This is a genomic window from Nocardia sp. NBC_00508 (genome assembly GCF_036346875.1).
GTDB lineage: Bacteria > Actinomycetota > Actinomycetes > Mycobacteriales > Mycobacteriaceae > Nocardia.
This window is the reverse complement of sequence record NZ_CP107852.1, coordinates 697,539-714,289: the sequence shown is the minus strand read 5'-3', so window position 1 is coordinate 714,289 and position 16,751 is coordinate 697,539. Positions and strand designations below refer to the sequence as shown.

Annotated in this window: 17 protein-coding genes; 5 read left to right on the top strand and 12 right to left on the bottom strand. The window is 68.1% G+C overall.

The features are described 5' to 3' along the window. Nucleotides 1-38 precede the first annotated feature (38 nt). The 5 genes from OHA40_RS03000 to OHA40_RS02980 form a co-directional block, all read right to left on the bottom strand. The gene (locus OHA40_RS03000) at nt 39-440 is read right to left on the bottom strand and encodes a DUF779 domain-containing protein (protein WP_330231535.1); all 402 of its coding nucleotides are present in this window, start codon (nt 438-440) and stop codon (nt 39-41) included. Then, on the bottom strand, nt 440-1,957 hold the full coding sequence (gene exaC, locus OHA40_RS02995; RefSeq protein WP_330231534.1) for an acetaldehyde dehydrogenase ExaC: 1,518 nt from the start codon (nt 1,955-1,957) through the stop codon (nt 440-442). Before exaC ends, OHA40_RS03000 begins: the two co-directional genes overlap by 1 nt. 201 nt (nt 1,958-2,158) lie before the next feature. Continuing rightward, nucleotides 2,159-3,361: a transcriptional regulator gene (locus tag OHA40_RS02990; RefSeq protein ID WP_330231533.1), complete on the bottom strand. Its 1,203-nt coding sequence runs from the start codon at nt 3,359-3,361 to the stop codon at nt 2,159-2,161. 540 nt (nt 3,362-3,901) lie between these two features. Next, the gene (locus OHA40_RS02985) at nt 3,902-4,456 is read right to left on the bottom strand and encodes a hypothetical protein (protein WP_330231532.1); all 555 of its coding nucleotides are present in this window, start codon (nt 4,454-4,456) and stop codon (nt 3,902-3,904) included. Nucleotides 4,457-4,926: 470 nt separating this feature from the next. Next, nucleotides 4,927-5,259: a hypothetical protein gene (locus tag OHA40_RS02980; RefSeq protein WP_330231531.1), complete on the bottom strand. Its 333-nt coding sequence runs from the start codon at nt 5,257-5,259 to the stop codon at nt 4,927-4,929. A gap of 219 nt (nt 5,260-5,478) precedes the next feature. Between OHA40_RS02980 and OHA40_RS02975 the strand changes: the two genes are divergently transcribed. Both OHA40_RS02975 and OHA40_RS02970 read left to right on the top strand, forming a co-directional pair. Further along, a complete protein-coding gene (locus tag OHA40_RS02975) occupies nt 5,479-5,991 on the top strand; it encodes a mycothiol transferase (protein WP_330231530.1) in 513 nt (170 codons plus the stop codon). 90 nt (nt 5,992-6,081) lie between these two features. Next, nucleotides 6,082-7,584, top strand: coding sequence for a metallophosphoesterase (locus OHA40_RS02970; RefSeq protein WP_330231529.1), 1,503 nt, complete (start codon nt 6,082-6,084; stop codon nt 7,582-7,584). Nucleotides 7,585-7,664: 80 nt separating this feature from the next. On the opposite strand, the gene OHA40_RS02965 is transcribed toward OHA40_RS02970, so the two are convergent. Continuing rightward, a complete protein-coding gene (locus OHA40_RS02965; protein ID WP_330231528.1) occupies nt 7,665-9,101 on the bottom strand; it encodes an AIM24 family protein in 1,437 nt (478 codons plus the stop codon). 189 nt (nt 9,102-9,290) lie between these two features. Between OHA40_RS02965 and OHA40_RS02960 the strand changes: the two genes are divergently transcribed. Next, nucleotides 9,291-10,070 (top strand): class I SAM-dependent methyltransferase, encoded by a 780-nt coding sequence (locus tag OHA40_RS02960; RefSeq protein WP_330231527.1) that lies wholly within the window; start codon nt 9,291-9,293, stop codon nt 10,068-10,070. Between the two features lie 124 nt (nt 10,071-10,194). Here the strand turns inward: OHA40_RS02960 and OHA40_RS02955 are convergent, their stop codons facing one another. Continuing rightward, nucleotides 10,195-10,491 (bottom strand): hypothetical protein, encoded by a 297-nt coding sequence (locus tag OHA40_RS02955; protein ID WP_330231526.1) that lies wholly within the window; start codon nt 10,489-10,491, stop codon nt 10,195-10,197. A gap of 408 nt (nt 10,492-10,899) precedes the next feature. Between OHA40_RS02955 and OHA40_RS02950 the strand changes: the two genes are divergently transcribed. After that, nucleotides 10,900-11,094 carry a hypothetical protein gene (locus OHA40_RS02950; RefSeq protein ID WP_330231525.1) on the top strand — a complete coding sequence of 65 codons (195 nt, stop codon included), beginning with the start codon at nt 10,900-10,902 and terminating at the stop codon, nt 11,092-11,094. Between the two features lie 155 nt (nt 11,095-11,249). Here OHA40_RS02950 and OHA40_RS02945 read toward each other — a convergent pair whose 3' ends face one another. The 4 genes from OHA40_RS02945 to OHA40_RS02930 form a co-directional block, all read right to left on the bottom strand. Beyond that, the gene (locus tag OHA40_RS02945; protein ID WP_330231524.1) at nt 11,250-11,954 is read right to left on the bottom strand and encodes a DUF6081 family protein; all 705 of its coding nucleotides are present in this window, start codon (nt 11,952-11,954) and stop codon (nt 11,250-11,252) included. Nucleotides 11,955-11,986: 32 nt separating this feature from the next. Next, complete coding sequence (locus OHA40_RS02940; RefSeq protein WP_330231523.1) at nt 11,987-12,895, bottom strand: SAM-dependent methyltransferase; 909 nt, start codon at nt 12,893-12,895, stop codon at nt 11,987-11,989. A gap of 113 nt (nt 12,896-13,008) precedes the next feature. Next, nucleotides 13,009-13,473: a hypothetical protein gene (locus tag OHA40_RS02935; RefSeq protein ID WP_330231522.1), complete on the bottom strand. Its 465-nt coding sequence runs from the start codon at nt 13,471-13,473 to the stop codon at nt 13,009-13,011. A 26-nt stretch (nt 13,474-13,499) separates the two neighbouring features. Then, nucleotides 13,500-14,333 carry an SAM-dependent methyltransferase gene (locus tag OHA40_RS02930; RefSeq protein ID WP_330231521.1) on the bottom strand — a complete coding sequence of 278 codons (834 nt, stop codon included), beginning with the start codon at nt 14,331-14,333 and terminating at the stop codon, nt 13,500-13,502. A gap of 254 nt (nt 14,334-14,587) precedes the next feature. Between OHA40_RS02930 and OHA40_RS02925 the strand changes: the two genes are divergently transcribed. Beyond that, nucleotides 14,588-15,481: a helix-turn-helix domain-containing protein gene (locus tag OHA40_RS02925; protein ID WP_330231520.1), complete on the top strand. Its 894-nt coding sequence runs from the start codon at nt 14,588-14,590 to the stop codon at nt 15,479-15,481. Between the two features lie 481 nt (nt 15,482-15,962). On the opposite strand, the gene OHA40_RS02920 is transcribed toward OHA40_RS02925, so the two are convergent. After that, nucleotides 15,963-16,712: an LGFP repeat-containing protein gene (locus OHA40_RS02920; protein ID WP_330231519.1), complete on the bottom strand. Its 750-nt coding sequence runs from the start codon at nt 16,710-16,712 to the stop codon at nt 15,963-15,965. Between the last annotated feature and the right edge of the window lie 39 nt (nt 16,713-16,751).

The window sequence follows — 16,751 nt, the reverse complement described above, 5'->3', positions numbered from 1 at the left end:
CGGCGCTGCCGTTGTCCGGCAGACAGTCGGTGCCCCGGTCAGTACGGCTGATCGGCCCCGGTTCGTGGTGGCCGCGTGCCGAGGCGGGTCAGTTCCTCGTCGGTGAGCAACCGCGAGCGGATCAGGAAGCGCACGCCTTCGGGCGCTTCCAGGGAGAACCCGCTGCCGCGGCCGGGCACCACGTCGACGGTGAGGTGGGTGTGGCGCCAGTACTCGAACTGGTCGGCGCTCATCCAGAACGGGGTGTCCGGGTCGAGGCGCCCGAGCAGCACGTCGGAGGCGCCGACCCGGAACTCGCCACGCGGGTAGCACATCGGTGAGCTGCCGTCGCAGCAGCCGCCGGACTGGTGGAACATGACCGGGCCGTGCTGCTCGATCAGCCTGTGCAGCAGCGCTTCCGCCGACTCGGTGAGCTCGACGCGCCGGACCGGATCGGGCATCAGAAGAATCCGAGCTTGTCCGGGGAGTAGCTGACCAGCAGGTTCTTCGTCTGCTGGTAGTGGTCGAGCATCATGCGGTGGTTCTCGCGTCCGATGCCGGACTTCTTGTAGCCGCCGAAGGCCGCGTGCGCGGGATAGGCGTGATAGCAGTTGGTCCAGACCCGGCCCGCCTTGATCTGGCGGCCGAGCCGGTAGGCGGAGTTGATGTCGCGGGTCCACACCCCGGCGCCGAGACCGTAGAGGGTGTCGTTGGCGAGTTTCAGCGCCTCGTCGATGGAGTCGAAGGTGGTCACCGACACGACGGGCCCGAAGATCTCCTCCTGGAAGATCCGCATGTCGTTGCGGCCGGCGAAGATCGTCGGCTCCACGTAGTAGCCGCCGGGGTAGCCCTCGACCTTGCGCGGACCGCCGCCGGTGAGCACCTCGGCTCCTTCCTGGCGGCCGATGTCGATGTAGGACAGGATCTTCTCGTACTGGTCGTTGCTGGCCTGCGCGCCGATCATGGTGGTCTCGTCCAGCGGATCCCCGCCGGTGATCGCCTTGGTCCGCTCGAGGCACCGGGCGATGAACTCGTCGTAGATCGAGGAGTGGATCAGTGCGCGCGACGGACACGTGCAGACCTCGCCCTGATTGAGCGCGAACATCACGAAGCCCTCGACGGCCTTGTCCAGGAAGGCGTCGTCGGCGGCCATGACGTCGGGCAGGAAGATATTGGGGCTCTTGCCACCCAGCTCGAGCGTGACCGGGATGATGTTCTCGCTGGCGTACTGCATGATCAGCCTGCCGGTGGTGGTCTCGCCGGTGAAGGCGACCTTGGCCACCCGCGGGCTGGCGGCCAGCGGTTTGCCCGCCTCCACCCCGAAGCCGTTGACCACGTTCAGCACTCCGTGCGGCAGCAGATCCGCGATCAGCTCGACAACCTTCAGGATCGAAGCCGGGGTCTGCTCGGCTGGCTTGAGCACCACCGCGTTTCCCGCCGCCAGTGCCGGCGCGAGCTTCCAGGTGGCCATCAGGATCGGGAAGTTCCACGGAATGATCTGCCCCACCACGCCGAGCGGTTCGTGGAAGTGGTAGGCGATGGTGTCGGCGTCGATCTCGCTGATACCGCCCTCTTGCGCGCGGACCGCACCGGCGAAGTAGCGGAAGTGATCGACCGCCAAGGGCAGGTCGGCGGCCAGCGTTTCGCGCACCGGCTTGCCGTTCTCCCAGGTTTCGGCCACCGCCAGCGCCTCGAGGTTGTCCTCGATCCGGTCGGCGATCTTGTTCAGGATGTTCGCCCGCTCGGCCGCCGACGTGGCACCCCACGCCTCGGCCGCGGAGTGCGCGGCGTTCAAGGCGAGATCGATATCGGCGGCCGAGGACCGCGCCACCTCGCAGAACGTCTGTCCGTCCACCGGGGAGGGATTCTCGAAGTATCGGCCCTCGACGGGGGCGGTCCATTCGCCGCCGATGAAGTTCTCGTAGCGCGTGGCGAATTCGACGACGCTGCCCTCGGTTCCCGGCTTTGCGTAGCTCATGGCGGGTAACTCCTCGCTGGTTGCGGACGTGAAGCGCACGGCGGTCCGGCCGTGATGGAGGTCACTATGCCGCGTGCGGGTTGAGGAAACATTGAGGCGCACGGGCGCGGCGCAGCGCGGTCCGATGGCCACGAGCGATGGCGTCCAGCTGACCCGGTGACTGCCGCGCGGCATGGCGGCCGAACGCCAGAAGAGGGGAACTCAGCCGCGCAGCGCGCTGTGCAAGCGAGCCGCGGCGAGCGCGCGACGACCGTCATCGGCGGGCAACAGGCGCAACGCGTGTTCGTGCACTTCGATGTCGTGCGGCGCGCGCTCGCCATAGCGCAGCGCGTGCTCGGCGGTCCCGCTGGACAGCACCGCGGTGCGCACTCCGACCTCCAGATATTCGCGCCATCGCACGATTCCCGGAGTATCCGAGTCGGGCAGCAGCGGCCCGCGATACAGCTTGACGGCCGTGGCCGTATCGCCTGCTTCCAGCGCAACGAGCACGTCCACCGCGTCGCAGGACAGCGGGCTCACCAGTTGATAGACGCGGCTGGTGATGTCGCCGCCGGTCGCGCGCCGCAGGTAGGACATCTCGGACTTGAGGGTGCTCGCGCCGACCGGCCGATCGCCGTACACCGCGAAGTGCAGGCGCTCGTGGGTGTAGCCCTCCGGCTCGAGCGCCAACAGCGCCAGGATCTCCAGGTGCCTGGGGCGCAGCCGCACCGGCGTGCCGTCACGGATCAGGCGCCCGGTGCCGAGGCAGGTCAGCCGGACGCCCGGCGCCGCCATGCGGTGGTGCAGCTTGGTCTCGATGGCACTGACCACGGTGCGTGCCGTGGCCATGGCCAGCGGGTGAGCGCGGTCCCAGGTCGTGGACAGGTCGAGCACGCCGAGCTGATGTCCGTCCGCGGCGCGGATCGGCGCGCAATAACAAACCCATCCGTGCAGGGCTGCCACCAGATGCTCAGCGGAGAACACGGTGTGCGGCCGTTCGGTGCGCAGCGCCAACGACAATGCGTTGGTCCCCATGTGCGCCTCGTCCCATCGCCCGCCCGGCGCGAAGTTCACCTGCTCGGCGCGGCGGCGCATGACCGGACCGCCGTGCGACCACAGAATGGTGCCGCTCTCGTCGGTGATCGCGGCGACGTAGCCCGCGTCCTCGGTGATGCCGCGCAGCAGGTCGGTCAGCTCGGATACCGGTGTGCGCAGCGGGGACTGCGCCCAGCGGGCGGCGACGTCGGCTTCGTCGAGGGGAGCGTGCTCACACGCGGGATCAACGGTGCGCAGCGATCGCAGCCAGGATTGCGCGACCTCGCCGCGCAGCGCGGAATCACCCTGCGGTGTTCCGGCGGGTACCCATCGGGACCACTCTTGTTCTAGTGCAGCCCGTTGCTGCGCGAGGGTACGGCCCTGTGCCATCTCGCGATCCTGTGTCGTCGCTCCGATCGTCTCCGTGCTCTCTCATCATGCCGCAGAGGGCGCGTCGGCATCCCGTTTTGGGCGGGGCCGCACGGAGTCGATGGGCGGGAGCGGAGATCGGCTGTGCCTGAGATGAGATGTGGCGATCGGTCGGCTCGGCTCTGTGCGCCTCGGTACTGCCGATCCGCCCGCTGGCGGCCATGCCTCGGTGAAGGTCGACCGCACACCCGAGGGAATGCGGGATCTCGGCGGTTGCGTGTGGACGGCGTTATCCCGGAGTGCGCCCGATTCTCGGTGCGCCTGCCGACGCAGATGGCGGAGAGCGGCGCGTTCGTCGCGGGACCGCACGGTGGAGCGCATGACGCCGTTCTCGGAGTGGAAGCGTCATCGGCAAACAGGCCGGTGCGGGGAGTTCGGAATCGAGATCCTAGGGGCCAGTCCGCGTCGCGCGAAACGTGGAGTGCGCCCATGGAAACGGCGGCGGCGACCGGTGCCCGGTGTGCGGCCGCCCGATCGGCTGCCGCACCCCGAACCAGCCGATTACGGTGTGGCGAAACCGATCAGCGCACCGATGCCCGCTCCGATCGGAATGGTGACCAGCGCGCCGACGCCGCCGAGGAAGAAGCCGATCACGGCGCCGATCCCAGCGCCGATGAGTGCGCCGACGCCGGCGTTGTGCTGCTTGCGGGCGAGGGTTTCCTGCTCGTTGACGAACTGGTTGAGGCGCTCGGTGGCCTGGGGCGCGCCGACCGGCGTCACCGTGAGGGTGCGGCCCGCGTCGGTGATCGTCGGTGCCAGTCCGTATGTCGCGCCGGAGGACTGGAAGGCCAGCGGAACGGTCGTGAGGACCTGCCCCGCGCCGTCACGCAGTTCGACAGCTTTGGCATCGGCGGTCAACGCGAAGCTGCCCGCTTCGACAGTGGTGACCACCGCGCTGCCGTCCGGGGCAGGCGCCGAGGTGAATCCGACTCCCTGCTCGGCACCGTGCACGGCGACCTCCGCGGCCGCGGTGGGTTGGGCGTGGGCGACGCCCGTCGCTATTCCGGTGGCTCCGACCGCGAGGAGGGCGGTGGCGGCGAATCTGTTGACTCTCATCGTATTTCCCCACATAGTCGTGTCGGCCACGAGTGCCGACGAATCCCCGATGTGCCGGTTCTCGGCCCTACCCATTCTGGCCGCACGGCTTTCCCGAAGCAATCGTTCTGCGAATTTCACCGGAAAATAGCCGTGCCGTGCCATCGGTGCGCTCTCGTGAATTACTCGCGGGCAGTGGGGGTTTCGTCCGAATATTCCGATGGATTGCCGAACGTCTGCTGGAACATCCTGTGCCGCAGGGAATTGGATCTGCTTAGTGAAGGATTTCTTCGAAAATTCCTGGCGTGCGCCCATAATGATGGCGAACTGGGCGATGGCGCTGCCTCGAAGCTGCGGCGCGGCCGATATCGCCTTGGGCGACAGGCGATTTCCGGCTCCGCCGCCGGTTCGGCGGGATGCGGGGCGATCGCGTGCCGAAGCGCGGACGCGGAGCCGGAATCACCTGGTCGGCTGTGCTGATGCGCTGGTGCTCAGAACGCGCTTCCGGTACCGAGCAGCGGCACGAAGATCCCGGGGAAGATGCCGAACGGGCTACCCCAGTAACCGTATGGGTTGCCAAAGTAGCCGTAGCCGCCGTAGCCGCCCCAGCCGCCGTAGCCGCCCCAGCCGTGGCGTCCCCATCCGCCGTGGTGGTGCCAGCCGCGGCCGTGGATCTCTGCACCCTGGTTCACCTGCGCGACGGTCGGCTGCTGTGCGAGCGCGGGCGCCGCGGTCGCGGCGACGGGTGTCAGTGCGAGCGCGGCGACCATGGCCACCCGGGCGACCGTTCGCCGTGCGCGTCCGGTCTTGTGGTCGTGCATCATCGGTACTTCCTCACTTCGTTGGGTAGTCGTCCGGTCGGCGACCGATCGGGTCTCCGAACCAAAATCACGCCGCCGCATATCGTACCGCTGAATAACGGCACGTTCAATGTGGTTCGATCGTGCGAGAAATTCCGGCTTCCCTGCGCCCGGCGACCTCGTGCAGGGTGGCCGCGATGGGTACCGTCAGGGCACCGGACATCGAGGGAGGAGTCGAGGACGATGGCTACGAGTGCCGAGGTGCTGACCGACGCCTACGAGCGGATCAAAGAGACTGTGCACGAAGCGGTGGACGGGCTGGGGGAGGACGACCTGGTCCACCGGCTCGATCCGGGCGCCAATTCGATCGCGTGGCTGGTCTGGCATCTGGCCAGGGTGCAGGACGACCATATCGCCGACGTGGCGGGTGTCGAGCAGGTGTGGACCGCGCAGGGCTGGCACGACCGGTTCGCCCTGCCCGTCGACAAAACCGCGACCGGATACGGCGACCGGCCGGCCGACGTGGCCGTCATCCGCGCCCCGGCCGACCTGCTCACCGGCTACTACGACGCGGTGCACGAGCAGACGCTGCGTTTCGTGCGTGAACTCGAGGACGACGACCTCGACCGCGTCGTCGACACCCGATGGGACCCGCCGGTGACGCTGGGCGTGCGGCTGGTCAGCGTGATCTCCGACGATCTCCAGCACGCCGGGCAAGCCGCGTTCGTGCGCGGGGTGCTCGACCGGCAGAGATGACCGGCAGCGGGAACCCGGCTCGGCGCGCGTCATTGACGCCGTGACGTAAGTTGGTTCCGCGCATCCGAAAAGCTCACAGAGAGTGCCGTTGTGGTCGTGCTTGTTGTCGTCGGAATCATCCTCGCGGTGTTCGGCGTCGTCGCGGTGTTCGGCGCGCTGCACTGGTATCTGTGGCGGCGCCTGGTGCGGGACACGACCCTCGCGGGCTCCCGCGGGCGACGCGTCGGCACCGCCGTCGTGGTGGCGGGCCCGCTGCTGCTGGTCGGTGCGACGGTCGCCGAAGTGTTGTCCGCTCCGTTCACGGTGGTGCGGATCATCGCCTGGCCCGGCTATCTATGGGGCGCGCTATCCGTGTACCTGCTGCTGGCGCTGCTGGTCGGCGAGCCGATTCGGCGCCTACTGCTGCGCTGGATCGAGCGCGACCGAGCGGTGGAAGCACCGACCGCCATGGTCGAGACGGAACCCGCAGCCGCCCTGAATCCCGATTCGGACCAGGCTGTTACGCGGGAACCGGCCGCCGCGGTGGCCGATTCGGGCTCTGTGCGCGCGCTGAATCCGCGGTCGGACCAGGCTGTTACGCGGGAACCGGCCGTCGCCGTCGCCGGTTCGGGCTCTGTGCAGGCGCTGAATCCCCGGTCGGACCAGGCTGATGGGCGGGAACGGGCCGCCGCCGCGGTCGACGCGCACTCCGCGGCGGCCTCGAATCTCGTGCCGGACAAGGTTGTCGCGACAGCGCAGGCTGATCCCGCGCCGACCGCGGCCACTCGGCTACCGCGCCGCGTCTTCGTCTCGCGGGTGGTGAGCGGAGCCGCGGTGGCCGCCGCCGCGACCACCGTCGGTTTCGGGGCCTACGGCGTCCTCGATGGACCCAGTGTCAAGCGTGTGGCCGTGCCGCTGGCGAAATTGCCGCGCGGCGCGGATGGATTCCGCATCACGGTGGTCAGCGACATCCATCTCGGGCCGATCCTGGGGCGCGGTTTCGCCGAGCGGGTGGTCCGGACCGTCAACGACACCCAGCCCGATCTCATCGCGGTCGTCGGTGACCTGGTGGACGGCAGTGTCGAGCACCTGCGCTCGGCCGTCGAGCCGATGGCCGGGTTGCGCGCCCGGCACGGCGCGTTCTTCGTCACCGGCAATCACGAATACTTCTCCGGCGCCGAGCAGTGGATCGACCACGTCCAGGAACTCGGCATGCACCTGCTCGCGAATGCCCGCACCGAGCTACCCGGATTCGATCTCGCGGGGGTCAACGACGTGCAGGGCGTACGGACCGGGCAGGGCCCGGACTTCGGCGCGGCCCTCGGCGACCGCGACCGGACGCGCACGGCGGTCCTGCTGGCGCACCAGCCGGTGCTGATCGAGGACGCGGTCGCGCACGGTGTCGATCTGCAATTGTCCGGCCATACCCACGGTGGGCAGATCTGGCCCGGCAATTACCTTGCGGGCCTGGTGAATCCGACCGTCGCCGGGCTGGAGCGCTACGGCGACACCCAGCTGTACGTCACCAGGGGAGCCGGAGCGTGGGGTCCGCCGGTGCGCGTGGGCGCACCGTCGGACATCACTGTCGTGGAACTCGTGTCGCTCACGGCATGAGCGGTCAGGCCCGGAGGCGGCAGCGAAGCGTGACCACGGAGGGCTCCGCTCAGGCCGGCAAGGGACACGGCCTGAGTGCCCTACCCGAACAGCCCGCCCAGCACGCCGCCGCTCTGGCCCGCCTCCTGGCCGCCGCCGGTGCCGCCGAGGAACCCGCCGGGTGGCAGCTCCGAGGGCTGCACGATGACGAAACCGCGCCCGGAGAACGAGAGCGTCATCGCCTCGCCGGTGCTGCGGCCCATCAGCCTGCCGAGACCGAAGGAGTCGTTGCGCTTGATCCCGGTCTGCAGGCTCGACGACCAGGCCACCGCCGCCTGCGGATCGGCGTAGGTCGGCTGGTCGACGTTGAGCACCACCGGTGTGCCGTGCGTGGTGATGGCGATGCGGCCCCGGCCGGTGAAGACGCAGTTGAACAATCCGGCGTTGCTGGCGAATCCGGCGGCGCCCTGCACCATCCGGATGTCGTAGCGCAGGCTGGAATCGAAGGCGAGCACGTTGGCGCCGTTGATGGTGAGGCCGTCGGTGCCGTCCAGATCGATGGTGTGCACGTCGGCGGCGCCGCTCGCGACGAACAGGTCGCCACGGCCGGACACTTTCATCAGCGGAACGCCCTCACCGGTCAGCCGCTGCTGGATCGCCCGCCCGATACCGCCGGCGCCGAGCGCCTGGAAGTTCAGGTCGCCCTGGTAAGCGACCATCGATCCGGCACGCGCCATGACCTCGCCGTTGACCGCGACCTTGATCATCTTGCCGCCCTGCTTCTGGATGCCGGCGCCGGTGACTTCGGCGTGGCTGGGGGCGAACAGTTCGCTCTGCATCGGCAGCGCTCCTTGCTGAGGTGAAGGCATCGGTGGTGGTGGCGCGGCAGGCGCGGAATAGGCCGGTTGCGGTGGATAAGCCGGTTGTGGTGAATGGGCCGGAGGTGGGGGATACGCGGACTGCGGCGCGGAGTGAGATGACGGAGGCGCCGGAGCCGCTGGTTGAGGTACCGGCGGGGGAGTGGGAGCGGGCGGCGCAGGCTCGTCGTCGATGTTCACCCCGAATGCCGTCGCGATACCGGCCAAGCCGTTGTCATAGCCCTGGCCGACCGCACGGACCTTCCAGCCGTTGCCGCGCCGGTAGATCTCCACGCACACCACGGCGGTCTCGGTGCTGAGGCCGGTCATCGGGAATGCCAGCGTGCCCGAGGAGGACGCGATGGTCGCGCGCAGCGAGCCGGCGGCCGCGAAGGTGGGCGGCCCGCTGCCGTCCAGGCTCGCGGTGACGACGACCCGGTCGACCTCGCCGGGCAGTGCGCTGGTCTGGATGTCCACCACGTCACCGGCGCCCTGGCCGTGCCGGTAGGTGACGCCGGGTGCGACGGGTTGATTGAAGAACACGAAGTCGGCATCGGAGCGTACTCTGCCCGCGGCGTTCAGCAGCAGCGCCGAAACGTCGACCGGGGCCGAGCAGGTGACGGTGACCGTCAGCCGATCGCCTGGCGCGGGGCGGTTCTCACCGCGGGCGAGATCGGTCACGGCAGGCCGCCCAGTGCGCGGACGCGCCGTCGGATTGACATGCGATTCACGGCCTCCAGTGTGTCGTGTGCCCGGAACGCGCGCCACAGGTGGGTATGGGCGCGTCGTCCACCAGCCGGTTTCGCCCACCGACGAGCTCGCGTGGCACGATCCGACGGTGCCGCCGCAACCGGGACAGGGAGGACGACAGTGGCCGAGCCAGGGACAGGGTTGGGGGCGGGCGGGATGCGCGACGCGGCGCGGATGACGTCCATCGCGAACACGATCGACCACTACAGTCTGGAGCGGATCGCGTCGCTGGAAATACCGTGCGGCGCAGCGATACTGGATGTCGGCACGGGTACCGGCAGCCTAGCGGCCGCGCTGGCCGAGCACCGGCCCGACGCCCGCGTCGTCGCGCTGGATCGGGACACCACACCGATCACCGAGTCGGTGCGGCGCACATCGAATCTCACCGTCGTCGCCGCGGACGTGACCGAGTGGCGGCCGTCGACCACCTTCGATCTGATCCACGCCCGCTTCGTGCTGTGCCATGTCGCCGAGCGCGATCGCGTCGTCGCGGAGCTGTGCTCGTGGCTGAATCCCGGGGGATGGCTGGTGCTGACCGAGCCCTACCAGCTCACCGAGACCGACGCGCCGTCGCCCGCGGTCGGCCGGGTCTTCGCCGCCTACCGCGACTACGCGACCTCGACCGGAACCTCGCTGACCTGGATCCGCTCCGTCCCCGCGCTGCTGTCGCAGTCGGGCCTGCGCGTGGACGTGCACGCCAGGGCGGGCAGGTTCGGCGGCGGCCCGGACGACCGGTGGTCCGGCCTCCTCGGCGCGGTACAGGACCAGCTCGCCGCCGACGAAACCGACCTGGCGCATCTGCACGCCACCGCCGCCACGCCCGGCTGGCTCGACATCCCGCAGGTCGTCTTCACCGTCATCGGCCGCGCCCCGGAGCATGCCCGCACGGCAACCTTGTAGCGCCGCCGATCGGATGGTCCTCCGGTGTCGCCCTGCCTGCGCTCGATATTTCCGGTTCCGGCAAGCCTTTCCGATGGGTTCCGGAGAGCCCGCTATCGGTCTCTCGCCGCAATGCTCGTGCGGTTCAGAGGAGTTCGGCGTACATGATGCCGTCGAGGACGCCGAATTCGACCTGTCCCGGGAACAGGGGTGGTACGCCGGTGGCGTGCGTGGCGTGGTTGAGCGCGATGGTTTCGGTGGCCCACCGGTGCAGCGGCTCGGGTAGGCGCAAGACTCGGTGGTCGGTGCAGCGGATGTAGGGATAGGTGATCTCGCCGGGCGCGGCGAGGGGGTTGTGGATGTCGAGGGTGGCGATGTCCAGGACCAGTCCGGTGTGCTTGGCGGAGGCGACGGTCGGTGGCTGCAGTTCGATGTCGTCCATGACCGAAGACGGTAGCTCCCGGGATGCCCGATCCGCGTTATTCCACGCGAATGTCCCCGGGATTCAGGGGGAAGTGGGGGACGGCGAGGTTCATCGAGTTGGGTGAACCTCACCGCTACCACCAGCGATCGCGGCCGGCTTGGGCGCGCCGGTTCCGCGCAGGATGTCCCGGAGCCACCGGGACAGGCTGAGCCTAGGCGACGCTGGACATTCGCGGTGGCGTTTCCACGGAATCGTCCGTGCCGGGTACATGGCCCGGATCGGCGCGATGGTGAGTGGGGTCACCAAACCTGGGACTGCCGTGCGGGCCGACACGGTTTAGGATGCGTCCGACGTCAAAAGAGCTGTGCGCGTTGAGTATCCGGCACGGCCGCGTCGGCAATTCGTTTCTCAGGAGGGTGAAAAGACGTGCTGTATGGAGTCATAGCGGCCATTGTCATTACGTTGTTGGCAGCGGCGGCGGCGGCGATGGTGTGGGACCCACGCCGCCGCGAGTTCGACGAGTACGACCTCGACGTGGACGAAATGGGCGTTATGTCAGAGGAGTACGCCCGGCAGGGCAGTGTCGAATGGCCACGGAAGGAGATGTCCGAACGGTGGTAGCCCCCGCGCTACGCGGCGGACGAAACGGTGCCCGGTCGATGGCGACCGGGCACCATGCGTTTTCCGGCCCCGATCGACCACAGCCGCAGGACAATCCGGTCAGCGGCCCGAATGGCTCCGGTCGATCAGATCCTCAGCGGCGCCACCTGCTGCCGTCAGTCGACGGTGAAGTTCCGCCAGGACCCGTGCAGACCCTGCCCACGCAGGGAGGTGCTACGTCCGTCCTCGATCGGGTGGAGGGTGATGACGCCGAATCCGATCTGCACCGTTTCCGGCAATTGCGGAGCGCGGGTGTTGTATACGGGCACGTCGTCGACGTACCAGCCGACGACGCCCGCGACCCGGTCGATGGTGACCGCGTAGCGGTGGAACTCGCCCGGCTTGATGTCGACACCCGCCAGCGGCGCGTGCACCACATGGGTGAATGCCTGTTCCCTGGGCACGACTCCCGGCACGAACAGCCGTTCGTGGATGGCGTAGGCGTGCTTGCTGGTCGCGATCAGGTCGAACACCTGCGCGCTGCCCATGTCGAGGACGTTGAAGGCGGCGAACCCGTCCCGGTAGTCCTCGCCGGTGGCGCCGATGTTCTCGGCGGCCATCTCCACCGCGAAGGTGCGTGATCCGGCGGTGAGGTCGAATGCCTCCGCCGACACCAGCAGGTGCTTCGGGTTGTCGAGGATCTGGACGTCGGCATTCGACCGGGTGAAGGCGGCGATGCGGACCGATACGGTGCCGTCCCCGATTTCGGTCTCGGCGGCGGGGTCGGCGTAGCGCCAGGTCTGGTCCTCCCCGAGCGGAACCTCCAGAAACCGCCACCGGTCTGCGCGGAGATCTGGTCCGTTCAGGTCGTCGTATGTCATTGCGGCATTACCTCTCTACCGGGTCACGATCGTCAATCGGTCAGGTCGTCTTTCTCGCTCGCGGCCCGGCGGCGCAACGGGGTGACGACACCGTTGGTGGAACCCGCTTTGAAACCGACGCCGCCGAGCAGGAGCCGCTCCTCGGTGAGCCGGGGGCGTAGCGAGGGGCCCATCGGCCACCAGTCGTCGAGCTCGACCAGGCCGGGTTCGATCAGCTTCACATCGCCGAAGTACGAGGCGATCTGTTCGCGGGTGCGGTACCAGCCGGAGCCCAAACCCATTTCGGTGAAACGTCGTTGCAGCTCGATGGCCATATCGTGGGCTTCGGCGCCGTCGGCGGGGTCCCAGAAGTGGGTGATCGCGACGTAGGAACCCGCGGGGAGCGCGTCGACGTACTGACGCATGATCCCCGCGGGATCGAGCGCGTCGTCGACGTGATGCAGGATGCCGCACAGGATCAGCGCCAACGGGCTGGTGAGGTCGAGATGCCGGGTGACCTCCGAGTGTGCGAGCAAGGTCTTCGGCTCGGTCAGATCCGCGGGCACGAAATGGGTGTACTCGTTGCGTTCCAGCAAGACCCGGCCGTGAATATTGCACACCGGGTCGTTGTCGACGTACACCACGCGCGCTCGAGGATTCTGCTGCTGAGCGATCTCATGGGTGTTGCCTACGGTGGGCAGCCCTGCGCCGACGTCGAGGAATTGGTCGATGCCTGCCGTGCCGGCGAGATATCGCACCACGCGGTGCAGCCAGCGGCGGTTCATCCAGGCCACGTCGCCCTGCCGCGGCGCGACCTCGGCGACCTTGTCGCGGACGAAGCGATCGACCTCGTAATTGTCTTTGCCACCCAGGGTGGCGTCGTAGACGCGGGCGATGCTCGCGCGTGTGGTGTCCACGCCGACCGGGACGCGAACGCCGGTCTGGGGGGCGGGATCGGACATGGAGACCTCTCTCTGCGTTTCCGCGGCCTGGCTCACCAGCCTAGGGTCCGTCGATGTCGCGGGCAATCGGCGTGAATGCGTTCGGCCGGAGCGGATTTCGTCTGATTCACGGCTTATGCGCCGGGTCGGTGCAGCACGCGTCCCGGCAGTAAACCGCCCTGCACATGCGTGACGCGCCACCAGTCGAGCTGCACCACCACCGCCTCGACCGGAGTGGACAGGAACGGTTCGATCCGCGGCTCCTTGCCGCGCAGGGTCTGGAAGGTCTCCTCCCGCTCGCCGGGTTGCGTTCGCACCACGGCCGTACCCAAGCCTTGAGCGAACGGGTCGAGGAATCCGTCGGGGACGATCTTGACGCCGATGCTCGGGTTCGCGCGCAGCCCGGCCAATGTCCGGCCGCCGGTCTCGAGCACGAGCGTCAAGCGGAATGGATCGCCGTCCAGCTCGGCGAAGAAAGCGTTCGAGCACCAGTTGACGCCGTCCTTGGACGTCGCGAGGTCGACGCTGGTGAAACGCAGGATGCCGGACAGCTTGTCCTGGATGTCCTGATCGGTGCTCTGCACGTCGTTCGATGTCATATCGCGCTCCGTGGTGGGGGAAAGGTTTACGGTTTGCGGCCGAGGCCGCCGAGGATGAGACGTTCGTCGGGCCACGGCGTGCGCAGCGCGGGTCCGCCGGGCCACCAGTCGTGCAGCGCCGCCAACCCGGGTGGAACCAGGTCCAGTCCCTGGAAGAATGGCTGGATTTCGGCGCGGGTGCGCCACCGGCCGGTACCGAGGCCCTCGTCGTGCAGCGCCTGCTCGGCCTGCCTGGCCAGGCTGTGCAGGTACTCGTCCTCGTCGGCCGGATCGAAGAAATGGCTGATCATCACGTACGAGCCCGAGGCGAGGCGCTCGACGTACCGGTGCATGATGCCCGCCGGGTCCTGGTCGTCGTCGACGTGATGCAGCGTGCCGCACTGCATCAGCAGCAAGGGACGGTCCAGATCCAGGAATTCGCCGACCACGGTGTTGTCGAGTACCTCGGTGGGCCGGGTCAGGTCGAGATCGAGGAAGTGGGTGCGTTCGTTCGCCTCGAGGAGTTCCCGGCCCTCGGCGGCGCAGACCGGGTCGTTGTCCACGTAGACCACCGTGACCTCGGCGTCGAGCTCCTGGGCGATCTCGTGGGTGTTCTTCTGCGTGGGCAGTCCGCTGCCCAGATCGAGGACCTGATCAATGCCCGCCGACCGGGTGACGTATCGAACCACGCGCTCGAGCCAGCGCCGGTTGGCGGTGCCGACGTCGTCTTGGTGCGGCACCACCTTCTTCAGGTGTTCGTACACCTCCCGGTCGACCTCGAACCAATTCGTCCCGCCGAGAGCGTAGTCGTACACGCGTGCGATGCTGGGTGTATTCGGGTCCACTCCCGCCAGTCGGGTCGACCCTTCCGCTGACGTCATGGCTCTCCTCCTCCGCGCGGCCACCGTCGGGGGCGACTCTACGCACACCGGTCCGGGCTCGACCAGACTTGCAGACAAGTTATTGCGTTGCCACTCTTGCGAATACACGCGTGCCCACGCAATTTTCGGTTCGTGCTCGCGTCGTGATCGGCGGCGGGGCACGGCCGAGTAGGATCAGCAGCCGACGTCACGTCAGCTGTGATGGTGGAGGCACTAGGCCCCGCGGTCTAACACCCGATCGACCGGAGGCACCCATGATCAACGATGAGGCCAGCGGCGACAACGTGGAATTCCCTGCGGCAGAACGCGGTCCGACCGTTCTGCGGATCGCGCTCGGCAGCCGGTTGCGGCAACTCCGCGAGGGCTGCCGAATCACCAGGGAGGCCGCGGGCGACGCCATCCGCGGGTCGCATGCCAAGATCAGTCGTCTGGAGCTGGGCCGCACCGGGTTCAAGGAGCGGGATCTGCGCGACCTGTTGACCCTCTACGGCGTTGTCGATCCCACTGAACGCGAAACGTACTTCGAACTGGCTCGCCGTGCCAACGATCCCGGCTGGTGGCAGCGCTACAGCGATCTGCTGCCGGTGTGGTTCGAGACCTACATCGGCCTCGAACAGGCCGCCACCACGATTCGCACCTACGAGGCGCAATTCATTCCCGGTCTGCTGCAGACCGCCGACTACGCGCGTGCGGTGATCCAGCTCGGCAACAAGAGCGAGACCGAACGCCGGGTCGCCATCCGCATGCGCCGCCAGCAGATCCTCAACCGGGTAGCCGCCCCGACCCTCTGGGCGGTCATCGACGAGAACGCGCTGCGCCGGCCGGTCGGCGGGACGGAAGTCCTGCGAGAGCAGGTCGAGTACCTGGTCGAGGTGGCCGGACGCCCCAATGTCAGGATCCAGGTGCTGCCATACGCGGCCGGAGGACATTCCGCCGCGGGCGGGCCGTTCAGCATCCTGCGATTCCCGGAGCCGGAGCTGCCCGACATCGTCTATACCGAGCAACTCACCAGCTCGATCTACTTCGACAAACGGCGCGACGTGGAGCTGTATATGTCGGTCATGAACCGGCTCAGCGTGGAAGCGCTGTCACCCGCGGACAGCGTGCGCTTCCTGCGCGCGCTGCTGTCCGAGACCTGGCCTCGGTGAGCGGAACGCCTGATGTCGCCCGAGGTCGATTCACCCCCCGCGAGCGGGCCGGAGGTCTCCCCGGCCACCCGGGAAGCGGGCGTGATCGAAATGCCTTCGATGAAACATCAAGGAAGAGAAAGCAATTGCGCGATGTCTCGCGAATCATGTTGTTGTCGAGGGTGATTCGATCCAACTGCGGCTGTGCCGGACAACGGTTTGGTATCGGAGATCGTTCGCCGATGCTGATTCGTTATCAATAGCGGCTTCCTGACCTCGATTTCGGCGGATTCCGGGTCCACTGCCGTCCATGCACATGCACGCGCGCATGTACGTACCGATGGACGATCATCGCCGCGACGCGGCCGAGGCATTGTGGCAGTATCCCTGTCGAGGTCGGGGTCTGAGGATCGACTCGGGCACTGGCTGGTTCGGCCGCGGCGGCCCCAACACTGGTTGGGGCCGCCGGCGGAGCCGACGTGACCGCGCCTGAAGCGCGCAATCAGGGGGTCCAGGTGATCCGGCCGCCTTGGAAGTCTTGGGCTTTGCCGTTCTGGAAGTCGTATTCGTCGCTGGTGGGGTAGCCGTAGCGGCCTGCTTCGCCGCCTGCGGCTTCCCAGGACTCGCGGATGGCTCCCCAGATGACGTGGGAGCCGGTCACGGGAGACCAGTAGATGGCGCCGCCGCCGAAGAGGTTGTAGCGGCCGATGCCGCCGCGCGCAGGTGATTCGTCGGTGATGGGGAAGCCCAGCGGGCTGTTCTCCCACCCATAGGAGCCCCACTTGTCCCGGATCGTGCCGCCGATCTGATGGGCGGCGGTCCCGATCGACCAATAGATGGAGCCGTTCTGGAAGACGTTGTAGCGGCCGGGTTTCGACGGTGTCGCCGCTTCGCGCGTGACGGGGTAGCCGAGCAATCCGCCCTCGTACCCGAGGTCGCCCCACTTGTCGCGGATGGCGCCGCCGATTTGATGGGCTCCGGTGTCGGGGTGCCAGTAGATGGAGGAGCCGCGCTCGAAAGCTTGGTAGCGGCCGCCGCGGGCGGCGGCGGATTCGGGGGAGACGGGGTCGCCGAAGAACGCGGGCCCACCGGCTTGGTCGTATTCGACCTCGATCGCTCCGCCCACGTCGAAGGGGCCGATCGGGCGTGCGGCCGCGTCGGTTCCGATGCCGGTCAGCAGCATGCCGATCACGGCGGCCGCGACGGATATATCGCGGGCGCGCGACCGGTGCGGGCGACGGTGCCGTGCCAAGTGGACTCCTCGGGCATCTGGGTCGGGTGCGATGTGGAG

Coding starts and splice junctions, on each gene's coding strand:
- OHA40_RS02945 (WP_330231524.1), bottom strand. CDS start 11,954: ATGACATACGACGACCTGAACGGACCAGATCTCCGCGCAGACCGGTGG.
- OHA40_RS02985 (WP_330231532.1), bottom strand. CDS start 4,456: ATGAGAGTCAACAGATTCGCCGCCACCGCCCTCCTCGCGGTCGGAGCC.
- OHA40_RS02975 (WP_330231530.1), top strand. CDS start 5,479: ATGGCTACGAGTGCCGAGGTGCTGACCGACGCCTACGAGCGGATCAAA.
- exaC (WP_330231534.1), bottom strand. CDS start 1,957: ATGAGCTACGCAAAGCCGGGAACCGAGGGCAGCGTCGTCGAATTCGCC.
- OHA40_RS02935 (WP_330231522.1), bottom strand. CDS start 13,473: ATGACATCGAACGACGTGCAGAGCACCGATCAGGACATCCAGGACAAG.
- OHA40_RS02990 (WP_330231533.1), bottom strand. CDS start 3,361: ATGGCACAGGGCCGTACCCTCGCGCAGCAACGGGCTGCACTAGAACAA.
- OHA40_RS03000 (WP_330231535.1), bottom strand. CDS start 440: ATGCCCGATCCGGTCCGGCGCGTCGAGCTCACCGAGTCGGCGGAAGCG.
- OHA40_RS02930 (WP_330231521.1), bottom strand. CDS start 14,333: ATGACGTCAGCGGAAGGGTCGACCCGACTGGCGGGAGTGGACCCGAAT.
- OHA40_RS02925 (WP_330231520.1), top strand. CDS start 14,588: ATGATCAACGATGAGGCCAGCGGCGACAACGTGGAATTCCCTGCGGCA.
- OHA40_RS02955 (WP_330231526.1), bottom strand. CDS start 10,491: ATGGACGACATCGAACTGCAGCCACCGACCGTCGCCTCCGCCAAGCAC.
- OHA40_RS02940 (WP_330231523.1), bottom strand. CDS start 12,895: ATGTCCGATCCCGCCCCCCAGACCGGCGTTCGCGTCCCGGTCGGCGTG.
- OHA40_RS02980 (WP_330231531.1), bottom strand. CDS start 5,259: ATGATGCACGACCACAAGACCGGACGCGCACGGCGAACGGTCGCCCGG.